We start from the raw sequence: 12,587 nt of genomic DNA on the forward strand, positions 1-12,587 counted from the left end.
GTCTATATCAAATAACTTTTGATGCAAAGGAGCGTCGATGAACATAGGTAAAAAAGCAATCGCTTTATTTGTAGGTATTGCTGTAGTTGCTGGTTTATCAGCCTGTTCAGGTTCAAGAGGTGGTGCATCCAAAAACGTAAGTCAAGGAATTGAAAAAGGTGCCACCATCGGTGTCTCTATGCCAACAAAGTCAGAGGAACGTTGGAATAAAGACGGTAATAACCTAAAGAAGAAGCTAGAAGATGCTGGATATAAAGTTATATTGAACTTTGCAGACGATAAACCAGCTCAGCAAAATGCAGATATTGAAAATATGATTAACAACGGCGCTAAGGTTGTTGTTGTTGCTGCAAAGGATGGTAGTGCTGTAGGACCTGCAGTAGAGAAGGCTCATGATGCTGGAGCTAAAGTAATTGCCTACGATAGATTGATTATGAATACAAAGGCTGTTGACTATTATGCAACATTCCAGCTTGAGCAGACTGGTATTCTTGAAGCAAATTATATTATTGATAAGTTGGGTCTTAAGAATGGTGCAAAGGGACCATTCAATATTGAGCTTTTCACTGGTTCTCCAGATGATAACAATGCTAAGTACTTCTTTAAGGGTGCATGGGATTTGCTGCAACCATACTTTAAATCTGGTGCCTTAGTTTCTCCATCTAATCATGGTGGTGGCGTGAATAAAGACTTTAAGGTTCAAGATTGGCAGAAGATTTCTGTTCAAGGGTGGAAAGCTGAACAGGCTCAAAAGGATATGGAATCAATTATTGATTCTGCATATGCTAAAGGTCAGCCACTACATGCAATATTAAGCCCTTATGATGGTATTTCGACTGGTGTTATTAACGCAATTGAATCTAAGCGTCCAGATTTAAAGCCAGGTACAGATAATTGGCCAATTATAACTGGACAGGATGCTATGGAGTCAGCTGTATCTTCAATTGCACGTGGAAAGCAGAGTCAGACAGTATTTAAGAATGTCAATAAGCTTGCTGAAGCCGTTTATCAGATGGTATTGGAAATTGCTAAAGGCAAGAAGGTGTCTGGTATTAACGGAAAGTTCAATAACAACAAGATAGACGTTCCTTCTAAATTGCTAAATCCACAAGATATTACTAAGGATAATCTTACTGACTTAGTGAAAGATGGTTATATAACACAAGAACGCTTTGATAAGTTAGTACATTAAAAATTAACTATCAATTTGAACTAATATGGGGGCACGATTAGTGCCATAGTTGTGCCTCCATTAGTTGAAACTGTGCGTTGTAATGATTGGAAGTAGATGATGTCGCATAAAGACACGATATTGAGTATGCAGCACATCACAAAAACGTTTGGTTCACTAAAAGCTCTTACTGATGTTAATCTTTCGGTTGATCGCGGTGAAATTCATGCAATTTGCGGCGAAAATGGTGCTGGTAAATCTACGTTAATGAATGTGCTATCAGGTGTTTATCCTTACGGATCTTACACGGGAAAGATTATATTTAACGGAAAAGAGTGTAAATATAGTAATATTAAAAATTCAGAACGTGATGGAATTGTTATTATTCATCAGGAGCTGACTTTAAATCCATTTCTTTCAATTTCTGAAAATATTTTCATGGGAAATGAATGCTCCAAAAATGGAGTAATTGATTGGAGTGAAACTCGCGCTAAAGCTGCAGAACTTCTTGAACGTGTTGGTTTGCCAGAAGATCCAGATACAAAGATTATGGATATTGGTGTTGGTAAACAGCAGCTTGTAGAGATTGCTAAGGCTTTGTCTAAAAATGTAAAGTTGCTGATTCTTGATGAACCAACTGCAGCATTAAATGATGAGGACTCTGCGCATTTACTACAGCTTGTTCGTCAATTAAGAGATGAACATGGTGTTACAAGCATTATAATTACGCACAAGCTTAATGAAGTTGCTGTAATAGCAGATAACGTTACTATCATTCGTGACGGATCGACAGTTGGTGAAATGTATATTACACCAGAAACGCCATTAGATTACGATGAATTAATTCGTAAAATGGTAGGTCGAGAATTAACCAATCTGTATCCTAAGCACGAAACAAATCAATCTGGTGAAGAATATCTTCGTATAACCAATTGGACAGTTCATCATCCAATGGATAATAGCCGAATAATAGTCGATAATGCTAATTTGTATGTTCGTTCTGGCGAAATTATTGGATTGGCTGGATTGATGGGTGCTGGCAGAACCGAATTGGCCATGAGTGTTTTTGGACGCTCATATGGCTCCAATATAACTGGTGATCTTTATATTAAAGGTAAAAAAGTCGAATTGCGCAATGTGCAAGAAGCAATTAATGCTGGTTTGGCTTATGCTACAGAAGATCGTAAAGGTTATGGTTTAAATCTTTTGCAGAATATTCGCGAAAATTCATCTATTGCTTCATTGTCAAAAATGAGCAAATTAGGTGTTGTTGATGGAAACATTGAACGAAAAGAAGTTGATGCATATCGAGAGAACTTTAATATAAAATGTCAAAACATTGATGTGCAAGTTTCTACGCTTTCTGGCGGAAATCAGCAAAAGGTTGTATTGGCAAAATGGGTTCTTTCTGATCCAGACATACTCATTCTCGATGAGCCAACTCGTGGTATAGATGTTGGTGCAAAGTATGAAATTTATGAAATCATCGATAAGCTTGCCGATCAAGGTAAAGCTGTTGTAGTTATTTCTTCTGAACTACCAGAATTGATTGGTATATGCGATCGTATTTATACCGTAAGTCAAGGCATTATTACTGATGATGTTAATAAGAATGGGTTTACCCAAGAATATCTGATGAAATGCATGACTAAGGAAAGGAATTAGCGTTATCATGAGCAAAAACAGATTAGCCCAAGATACGAAGGGTGAACAAAAATCAAGTATTCTTTCGACAATTACCGATAATGCAAGACAATATGGAATCGTTGGAGCTTTAATCGTTATTGTCGTTGTGTTCCAAATACTTACAAAAGGTGTTCTTTTAACTCCTAACAGTTTTGTTTCTTTAATTCAGCAGAATGCATATGTGATTATCTTGGCAATAGGCATGGTGATGGTGATTATTGCTACACACATTGATCTTTCTGTAGGATCTTTAGTTGCATTTATTGGTGGTGTTTGTGCACTGTTGATGGAACGTTATGGTGTTAATTGGGTATTAGCGATTGCTATATCAATTGTTGTTGGTTTACTTATTGGTTGCTGGCACGGTTTCTGGGTGGCTCGAATGGAGATTCCTGGATTCATCACCACTCTTGCAGGTATGCTGATCTTCCGCGGTTTATCTACGGTTATAGTTGGCGAATCTGTGCCTATCACTTCAGACGCGTTCCGTGGAATTGCTCGTAACTATCTTCCTAATATTCTCGGTTGGTGGGGTCCGTTTGATGGTCTTACGATTGTTCTTGGTCTTATGTGCATCGCTTTGTTTGCTTGGAGCCAAATTAATAAGCGTAAGCATGTAGAAAAAGTTGGATTAGTCCCAGAACCACTATCGATTACTGTATGCAAGATCGTATTTGCTGCTCTTGCAATCATATTTGTAACATATTTGTTAGCATCCTCTGGCAATTCCGAGATGGGTGGAACTCCAATTATGTTGGTGATTGTTGCGATTTTGGTAGTTGCATACAACTTTATTCTTACAAAGACAGTTTTTGGACGTCACATATATGCTGTTGGAGGTAACCGTAAAGCTGCAATACTTTCTGATATTGATGTTAAGCGTGTAGATTTCTGCTTGTTTGTTCATATGGGATTCTTGTCTGCTATTGCTGCTGTGGCTATGCTTTCTCGTCTGGCATCTGCTACTGCACAAGCTGGTATGGAATTTGAAATGGATGCAATTGCATCCTGCTTCATCGGTGGCACTGCTGTAACTGGTGGTGTTGGAACTATACCTGGAGCCGTTGTTGGTGCTTTTGTTATGGGAGTAATCAATCAAGGCTTGTCTATCATGGGCGTTGACACTGCAATTGTGAAGACAATTAAGGGTCTTGTGTTACTCGCTGCAGTGGCTGTTGACATAATGAGCAAGCGTCGTAAGCGCTAAAAATGCCGTATATATTGGGCGTGCGCTTCAGATATTACACAAGCGTTGTGAACGAAAAGTGTACGCCCAGTTTTGTTAGTTATTAATAGATATTAACAGGTGTTAATCAGAATAAAAGAACAATAAGGAGGAATATATGCCAAAAAAATATATTCAAAAGACTAGAATGTACGCTCTAACTACCTTTTTTATGTCGATTTGGTTATTCCAGTCTTTATATGGTTCTTATAAATCTGGTGATTTATTCGCTTGGTACACTCTTATTTTTTCATTGTGCTTATTAATTGTAATCGGCTATTGCGGTTACAACGCTTTTAAAGGATTCAGTCAAGAGCGTAAAGATAAGAGCGAGGATTCTAAAAAGTAATAAATGATTGGGTATTCAAGATTTTCTACATATTTGAATAAATGAATCTTATAAAAGCATGCAAAGGAGCATCATGTGTGATATTTCGAGCGTATCATCTAATAAAAAAGATATTATTAATGCAAACACATATCTTGGTATTGAGTTGGGTTCAACTAGAATTAAAGGTGCTTTAATTAATGGACAATATCAAGTTATTGCAGAAGGATCTTATAAGTGGGAAAACAAACTAGAAAATGGTTTGTGGACCTATGATCTATCTGATGCTTGGCATGGAATACAATCTGTTTTTTCTCAGATAAGTAATCAAATTAATAAAGACTACCAATTGCGTTTAAATAATATTGGCGGCATTGGTATTTCAGCAATGATGCATGGTTATTTAGCCTTTGATAATAGAAATAAGTTGCTTGTGCCATTTAGGACTTGGAGAAATACCAATACGCATGATGCTCACAGAATTCTTTCTAGCGAATTAAGTCTTAATATACCAGAACGCTGGTCGATAGCTCACTTGTATCAATGTGCGCTTGACAAAGAAGAGCACGTACATAATGTAGCATTCTTTACTACACTATCTGGCTATATTCATTGGAAGCTTACTGGCAAAAAAGTATTAGGATTGTCGGATGCTTCTGGAATGTTTCCTATGGATTCAAACATTTTAAGCTGGGATGAGAATGCGCTAAATAAAATTGAGAATCTTCCTGAAATATCTAATCAGCCTTGGAATTTGAAGGATATTTTACCTACACCTCTTTCCGCTGGAGAATTTGCTGGTCGATTGACAGTTGATGGTGCTTCTCTTCTTGACCCTAGTGGCATTTTGAATCCAGGAATACCATTTGTTCCTCCTGAAGGAGATGCGGCAACCGGTATGGTTGCAACCAATACATTAAAGCCTGGTACTGGTAATGTTTCGGCTGGGACATCTATTTTTGCAACTGTTGTTTTAAAGCGCCCTTTGTCAAAAGCTCATAAAGAGTTAGATATAGTTATGACTCCAGATGGTCATTTATCTGCAATGAGTCATGCTAATAATTTCACTACAGATTTAAATGCTTGGGTTAATTTATTTGCTCAATTTGCAGATGCAATAAGAAAACCAATATCAATGGATTTGTTATATACAAGCCTGTTTAATTCTGCTGTTGATAATGGAACTGAATTTGATGCTGGAGGAAATATTAACTACTGTTTTTCTTCTGGAGAGTTTCAAGCAGGTTTGGAAGAAGGACGATTTGTATTTGCTCGCGGTCCGCAAGCAAAACTTTCACTCGGAAACTTTATGCGTGCTCAACTATATGGAGCATTTTGTCCAGTGACTATTGGAATGAATGTTTTAACAAAAGAAGAGCATGTTGAAATTGATTCATTGCTTGGTCATGGTGGTATTTTTGCCACCCCTGAAGTTTCTCAGCGTATTGCTTCGGCGGCGTTTGGTGTTCCAGTAACCACTATGCCTACGGCTTCTGAAGGCGGATCGTGGGGAATGGCGATTTTAGCATCATATATTAGGCGAAAAAATATAACATTAATAGACTTTTTGCAAAATGAAGTATTTGCTCATGTGAATTCAGTTACCGTTTTCCCTCGTAAGGATGACGTGGAAGGATTCCAGAGATATTTTGAGCAATTTATGAGGTCATTGCCAATAGAACATGCAGCAATAACTACGATGCCGTAAAAATATTGTGCAAAAGATTGCTTAAGCAAGACTAAAAATAGTGTTTTCTCATCATATTTTTAAAAAATTTATTAGAAAGAAATAGTAATTATGAAAACTTTAAAAGATTATTCACAAGAAACTCAATCTGAGGTAAAACAGGTACGCGAATTAGTATCCAATTTGCATGATCAACTTATTAAATGGAATTTAGTTGTGTGGACTGCGGGAAATGTTTCTCAACGTTTGCATACTGCTGATTTAATGGTTATTAAGCCTTCTGGAGTACGATACGAAAGACTAACTCCTGAATCAATGATTGTTTGTGATCTAGATGGGAATGTTGTTGATGGATCCTATTCTCCAAGTTCTGACACAGCTTCGCATGCTTATATTTATAGAAATATGCCTGAAGTATTTGGAGTAGTACACACTCATTCGACTTATGCTACTGCTTGGGCTGCTATTGGAGAAAATATACCGTGTGGATTAACAATGATGGGAGATGAGTTTGGTGGTCCTGTTCCAGTTGGACCATTCAGGTTGATTGGCAGTGAGGCCATTGGGCAAGGCGTTGTTGAAACATTACGCAAATATCCTAAGTCGCCAGCGGTTTTGATGCAAAATCACGGTCCTTTCGTAATTGGAAAAGATGCAGAAAGTGCTGTGAAAGCTGCTGCTATGACAGAAGAAGTAGCCAAAACAATGTGGGCTGCTAGGCAAATAGGGAAAATAATCGATATAAAGCAAGAAGATATCAATTCTCTTAATAAACGATATCAAAATGTTTATGGACAAAACTAATAAAAAATAATCTAAAAACAATTACATATATAAGTCTTATAGGAGTAAATAATGGCTATGGAAAATCCTTTTGAGAACAAAGAAGTGTGGTTTGCCGTAGGTTCGCAAGAACTATATGGTCCAGAAACACTAGAACAAGTGGCAAAACAAGCTGGCGAAATCGTAGATTATTTAAATAATCAACATTCGATACCTGTGAAAATTATTTTGAAACCAACCTTAAAATCATCTGACGCTGTGCGTAATTTTATGGTTGATGCGTCTTCAAAAGAATCTTGTATCGGTGTTATTGCTTGGATGCACACGTTCTCGCCAGCAAAAATGTGGATTCGCGGATTAGAACTATTGCGTAAACCTTTGCTTCAGTTGAATACCCAGTATCATCGTGAAATACCTTGGGAAAGTATTGATATGGATTTTATGAATTTAAATCAAGCTGCTCATGGAGATAGAGAATTCGGTTATATTGTTTCTAGACTTGGTATTAGAAGAAAAATAGTTGTTGGTCATTATACGAATCCAGAAGTTTCGGATCGCATAAATACTTGGGTTCGTGCGTGTTTAGGCTGGTGGGCGTCTAACAATATGAACGTTATGCGTTGGGGAGACAATATGCGTAACGTTGCTGTTACTGAAGGAGATAAAACTGAAGCTGAGAAAATCTTTGGTGCATCTATTAATACTTGGTCTGTAAACGAATTAAATTCATATGTTAATCGTGCTACAGATAAGCAAGCTAAAGATTTGATAGAAGATTATAAAAATAAATACAATATTGATCCAGAATTATTAAATCAAAAATATGATTCTCTGTTAATTGCAGCTAAGCAGGAAGTTGGAATGGTATCCATGATGTGTGATTATGATGCTACTGCTGCAGTAGATAATTTTGAAGATCTTGGTGGTCTTTCCCAACTTCCAGGAGTTGCTGCTCAACGTTTTCCTTCCGAATATGGATGGGGTTTCTCGGCAGAAGGGGATTGGAAAACCGCAATATTGGTTCGTTTGGGATTAGTTATGGGGTATGGTCTTGAAGGTGGAGCTTCTCTTATGGAAGATTACTCGTATCATTTTGAGCCAGATAACGAAATGATATTAGGATCACATATGTTAGAAGTTTCGCCTTCTATTGGAAGTATTCAAAAACCTCGTCTTGCTATATATCCATTGGGTATTGGAGGAAAATCAGATCCTGTTAGACTCGTGTTTACTGCTGCTCCTAAAAAGGATGCTGTTGTGGTTTCTCTTGCGGATATGTGCAGTAGATTTAGACTTTTAATGAATATTGTCGATGTTGTAGAGCCGTCTGGAAGCCTAAAGAATTTGCCTTGCGCTCGCGCCATGTGGAAACCGCAGCCAAGTCTATCTTTGTCTGCGCAATGCTGGTTATTAGCTGGTGGATCCCATCATACTTGTATGACAACGTCAATTGGTAGAGAAGTTTGGGAAGATTTTGCGCGTATCTCTGGTGTCGAACTAGCTGTGATTGATAAAAACACTAATACCCAAGATTTTGAGCGCAATCTACAGATTTCTCAAATGTATTACAAGCTTAATGTTAAGTAATATTGGCATTATTACGTCTCTAGTGATGAGTGTTTGTTGTGTTATTATTTCCTTTGAAAATAATGGTCAATTTTATAGCGAAGGGGTGCTTTAATGAATGAAAATATGCACATTGTGCCTAACATTTTATTATCGGATGGCAATTCTATACCACAAGTTGGTTTAGGTGTACTTCGAGTTGATAAAGTAAGTATGCATGATGTTGTAGAAAGCGCTCTTTCGTTAGGATACAGACATATTGATGCTGCAGCTGGATATAACAATGAGAATGAGCTAGGTGAAGTATTGCGCGAAACTGGTTTTAATACTGGCGAATTGCGAGAAAACCTATGGGTGACTACAAAGGTTAGAGATTCACAGCAGGGGTATGACAGTACTTTGAAGGCTTTTGATTCTCAACTTGCGGATCTTTGCTTGAACTATGTGGATATGTATATGATTCATTGGCCTACACCATTTAATTGGCGTTCTGCAGAAACATGGAAAGCATTTGTTAAGTTGAAAGAGGAAGGTAGGGTACGTTCGCTTGGTGTGTGTAACTTTATGCCTTCTGATTTGCAGCGTTTATATGATGAAGTTGGTCAGTGGCCTCAAGTGAATCAGATTGAATTGCATCCGAGCTGGCAGCAGTCTAATGTAGTTGATTTTTGCAAGAAGCATAATATTGCTATTGAAGCGTATTCTCCATTGGCGCGCGGACGTGATTTGAATATCGGCGATGGTGTTTTGGAAACTATTGCTAAGAATCATGATGTTACTTGTGCGCAGGTGATTTTGCGCTGGCATATTGAGCATGGATACATTATCATACCTAAATCTGTTTCAGAAAATAGGCAACGTGAAAATATTAATGTTTTTGGATTTAGTCTTAAGGATGATGAAATACGTGCAATAGATGATTTGAACACTAATGAGCGAATGGGGCATGACCCTGCAACGTTTAGTTATGCATAATTGTGTGGCGTTTGTTTTATTTGTATTTGTGAAGGGGTTATATATGTGACTTATTGATTCCTTGTCATCGAGGCTACGAGTGATTAATGGTGGACAGTATAAGTGAACAAAAAATTTTCGTAGCTTTCTCCTATAGAGCGGCATGAAGTTTGTGTTTTACATGAGCTTCATGCCGCTTTGCCCGTGTTTGTTTATTTTTGCCAGTGTTTGTAGTCAGATTTGCCCAAAAAGGGAACAAACGCGGGAATGGGGTTACGCTTATGTGAGCGCAATTACTGCGTAGTTCACAAAAAATCAATGTCGGAAAGACTTAAAGAAGTTTTGCGTTTCTGGGTCGCTGCAAGCGTCCATAACTTCGTATGGTGTGCCATTTTCTGCAACAACGCCGTTTCGTAGCAAAACCACTCTGTCGGCAGCTTTGTGAGCAAAATGCATCTCGTGAGTGGCCATTAAAATTGTGGTTCCTTGCTCTTTTAGTTCCGCAACCATGTCTAGAACTTCACCAACAAGCATTGGGTCTAGCGCGGAAGTAATCTCGTCTAAAAGCAAAAGTTGTGGGCTTGTCATAAGCGCGCGTGCAATAGCCACTCGTTGCTGCTGTCCGCCCGAAAGCTGATCCGGATAAGACTTTGCTTTATTTTCTAGCTTAATCCTAGATAGAAGCTCCATTGCGCGGCTTTCTGCACGGTCTTTGCTCCAATGATGAACTTTTCGCGCAGCAAGAGTCACATTATCTAAAACGCTCATATGCGTAAAAAGATTGAATTGCTGGAACACAACTCCGATTTGAGATCTAATTTGATCCTGATTTATACGAGGATCTGTAATATCTGTGTTTCCAAGCCAAACTTGGCCGTCGTCTACTCGCTCAAGCAGATTAATGCACTTCATAAGAGTGGATTTTCCGCTTCCAGAAGGTCCTAAAAGAGCCACCACTTCGTGAGGTGCAATATCAAAAGAAATGCCTTTAAGAACAGGTGTTGAGTTATACGATTTTCGAATATTGCTTAAGCGCAAAACTGGGGTTGAATCCGTGTAATCACTTGCATTTGTTTGATTGTTTGCGTTTATTTGCTCGCTCATTTGCTGACTTACCTTCTGGTTTGTTAAGTTATTCATCACACGGTTCCTCCGTTTAGCTCGCGTTTGCGCAGTCTTGCCGTATACCAATCGTTTAGAACAATAAACGGAATGCTCAGCGCTATAAATACAACGCTTGCTACAACGTATGGAGTGAAGTTATAAGAAGTTGCAACAGATATTTGCGCGGCTCGAACAGCGTCTACAGCGCCCAAAACCGATATGAGTCCTGCATCTTTTTGCATTGATATAAAGTCGTTCATTAAGGCAGGAGCCACTTTTCTTAAGCCAAGAGGAATTACCACTAATCGCACAGTTTGACCAGATGTTAAGCCAAGTGATCTTGCGGACGCTCGCATAGACGGATGCACGTCTTCAAATCCTGCGCGCAATACCTCTCCAACGTATGCGGAGTAGCTCATAACAATGGCAATTGTACCGAGTATTGCTGGTGGGATTCGCCCAAAAAGCTGTAATCCTGGTATGCCAAAGCCGATTAAGTAAAGCACAACAAGCATTGGTATGCCGCGCATAATAGTTGTGTAGAATTGCGCTATAGCTCGCAAAGGGAAAAGCATTGGGCTTACGCTTGTACGGATAACTGCGATTAAAGTTCCAAGTATTGCTACTCCAATAACAGCGAAAACAAGCACCTGCAGATTAAGCATTAAGCCTTGCAAAACGGATGGCAAAGATAACATAAAGTACTTGCCAGAAAAGAACGTTTCGCGCACTCTTGGCCAACCAGGGCTCATTGCAAGTGCCGCAACGCACACGCCAAGTAATACTAAAGTGCTTATTATGCTTGTTAAAACTGATTTAAGATTTTGCTTTTTGCGGATTGACCTACGCTCAAGCTCGATATTGCTTAAAGCGTATTCTCCAGCGTTGTTTGATTCACTGTTTAATGCATTGCCGTTAAGTACTGTCATTGGCGGCACTCAAGCCTTTCGACATAATGAATGATACGCACTATTGTAAGCACTTTTATGTGACGATTGGGTTACAAGTTGCTTACAATAATGCGTATTGGTAATGACGTTAGTACGATTTTTATTTATTTTTATTTATTTTTGGTTTAGTTTTTACTTAAGAACTGGCAGATTAGTCGTGTACTCTGCAAGCCACTTTTCTTGGAGCTTCTTCAAAGTACCATCTTTTTCTAGCGCATTCACAGCCTTAGTGACGTCTGCAGTAAGCTTAGAGCCTTTTGGAAGTACCAATCCAGTTCCTTCCTTATCTTCCGATCCTGCAATCTGTCCAAGAACAACACCTTCTTTAACCTGCTTGCTGCGCACAATGTTTACGGAAGATGGAGTATCTATAACAAGTGCGTCAATCTGCTTAGAATCAAGAGCCTGAACCAAAGCGTCATTATCGTTAAAGGTTTGAATATCGCTCTTAATCTTGTCTTTAGCAAAGCTGTAGCTTGTTGTTCCAACCATTGCGCCAATTGTAGCGGTTTTAAGGTCTGCTAAGGTCTTTGCGTTAGCAAACTTGCTATCTTTTTTGACCACAACACCCTGAGTTGCGTTGTAGTAACTTGGCGAAAAGTCTACTGCCTTCTTGCGTTCCTCCGTAATAGAGAACTGCTGAAGGTTAAAATCAAAGTATTTTGGTCCTGGGGTTACTGCGGAGTCGAAGGTTGTGCGAACCCACTTTACTTTGTCTTTATCGTATCCGAGTTTCTTTGCAACAGCGTATGCTACTGCAGATTCGTAGCCCTTGCCGTTTTCTGGCTTGTTATCGTACATCCAAGGTGTGTAAGTTGGCTGAGCTGTGCCGATTGTCAAAACGCCTGGAGTAATCGTCTTTTGGTTTGTATCTTGTGCGTTTTGGCTGCCGCATGCTGCTGTGCTAACCATTGCTGCCATTGCTAATGCTGCTGCTGCAATTTTTGCAGCAGCGATTGCTACGCGGTTGGTGTGCAAGTTGTTGTGTACGAAAATAGCCATTTTTTCTCCTTGTTTTTGCTAAAACCTTAAAATTTTTCGCTTACTCGTTTTTAAGCGATGTAAGTAGGTTTTGCGGCCGTACATTTGATAGTTTATAAGACGATAGATGCATTTAAGGCTTAATTGTTACA

Annotated in this window: 11 protein-coding genes; 8 read left to right on the top strand and 3 right to left on the bottom strand. The window is 38.8% G+C overall.

Annotation, left to right across the window (positions count from 1 at the left end; translation table 11 throughout):
* Positions 1–37: 37 nt before the first annotated feature.
* The 8 genes from HXT53_RS01160 (at position 38) to HXT53_RS01195 (ending at position 9,421) form a co-directional block, all read left to right on the top strand.
* Entirely contained in the window at positions 38–1,192 is a 1,155-nt protein-coding gene (locus HXT53_RS01160; protein WP_004117014.1) for a sugar-binding protein, read from the top strand.
* Between the two features lie 99 nt (positions 1,193–1,291).
* Positions 1,292–2,836, top strand: a complete 1,545-nt coding sequence (locus HXT53_RS01165) for a sugar ABC transporter ATP-binding protein (protein WP_004112038.1) — start codon at positions 1,292–1,294, stop codon at positions 2,834–2,836.
* Between the two features lie 7 nt (positions 2,837–2,843).
* Positions 2,844–4,064 (top strand): multiple monosaccharide ABC transporter permease, encoded by a 1,221-nt coding sequence (gene mmsB / locus HXT53_RS01170; RefSeq protein WP_421780431.1) that lies wholly within the window; start codon positions 2,844–2,846, stop codon positions 4,062–4,064.
* A 136-nt stretch (positions 4,065–4,200) separates the two neighbouring features.
* Entirely contained in the window at positions 4,201–4,431 is a 231-nt protein-coding gene (locus HXT53_RS01175) for a CDP-diacylglycerol--glycerol-3-phosphate 3-phosphatidyltransferase (RefSeq protein ID WP_004115879.1), read from the top strand.
* A gap of 73 nt (positions 4,432–4,504) precedes the next feature.
* Entirely contained in the window at positions 4,505–6,118 is a 1,614-nt protein-coding gene (locus HXT53_RS01180) for a xylulokinase (RefSeq protein ID WP_004112043.1), read from the top strand.
* Positions 6,119–6,208: 90 nt separating this feature from the next.
* A complete protein-coding gene (locus HXT53_RS01185) occupies positions 6,209–6,901 on the top strand; it encodes an L-ribulose-5-phosphate 4-epimerase (RefSeq protein ID WP_004115871.1) in 693 nt (230 codons plus the stop codon).
* A gap of 51 nt (positions 6,902–6,952) precedes the next feature.
* A complete protein-coding gene (araA, locus tag HXT53_RS01190) occupies positions 6,953–8,467 on the top strand; it encodes an L-arabinose isomerase (protein ID WP_174142727.1) in 1,515 nt (504 codons plus the stop codon).
* 93 nt (positions 8,468–8,560) lie between these two features.
* Positions 8,561–9,421: an aldo/keto reductase gene (locus HXT53_RS01195; RefSeq protein ID WP_048730883.1), complete on the top strand. Its 861-nt coding sequence runs from the start codon at positions 8,561–8,563 to the stop codon at positions 9,419–9,421.
* Between the two features lie 294 nt (positions 9,422–9,715).
* On the opposite strand, the gene HXT53_RS01200 is transcribed toward HXT53_RS01195, so the two are convergent.
* The 3 genes from HXT53_RS01200 to HXT53_RS01210 all read right to left on the bottom strand — a co-directional run bounded on the left by HXT53_RS01200 (position 9,716) and on the right by HXT53_RS01210 (position 12,456).
* A complete protein-coding gene (locus HXT53_RS01200; RefSeq protein ID WP_075038788.1) occupies positions 9,716–10,540 on the bottom strand; it encodes an amino acid ABC transporter ATP-binding protein in 825 nt (274 codons plus the stop codon).
* Entirely contained in the window at positions 10,540–11,433 is an 894-nt protein-coding gene (locus HXT53_RS01205) for an amino acid ABC transporter permease (RefSeq protein WP_004112052.1), read from the bottom strand. The genes HXT53_RS01200 and HXT53_RS01205 overlap by 1 nt, the downstream gene beginning before the upstream one ends.
* A gap of 153 nt (positions 11,434–11,586) precedes the next feature.
* A complete protein-coding gene (locus HXT53_RS01210) occupies positions 11,587–12,456 on the bottom strand; it encodes an ABC transporter substrate-binding protein (protein ID WP_421780436.1) in 870 nt (289 codons plus the stop codon).
* Positions 12,457–12,587 lie beyond the last annotated feature (131 nt).

This window comes from Gardnerella sp. KA00390 (assembly GCF_049244075.1).
Classification (GTDB): domain Bacteria; phylum Actinomycetota; class Actinomycetes; order Actinomycetales; family Bifidobacteriaceae; genus Bifidobacterium; species Bifidobacterium vaginale.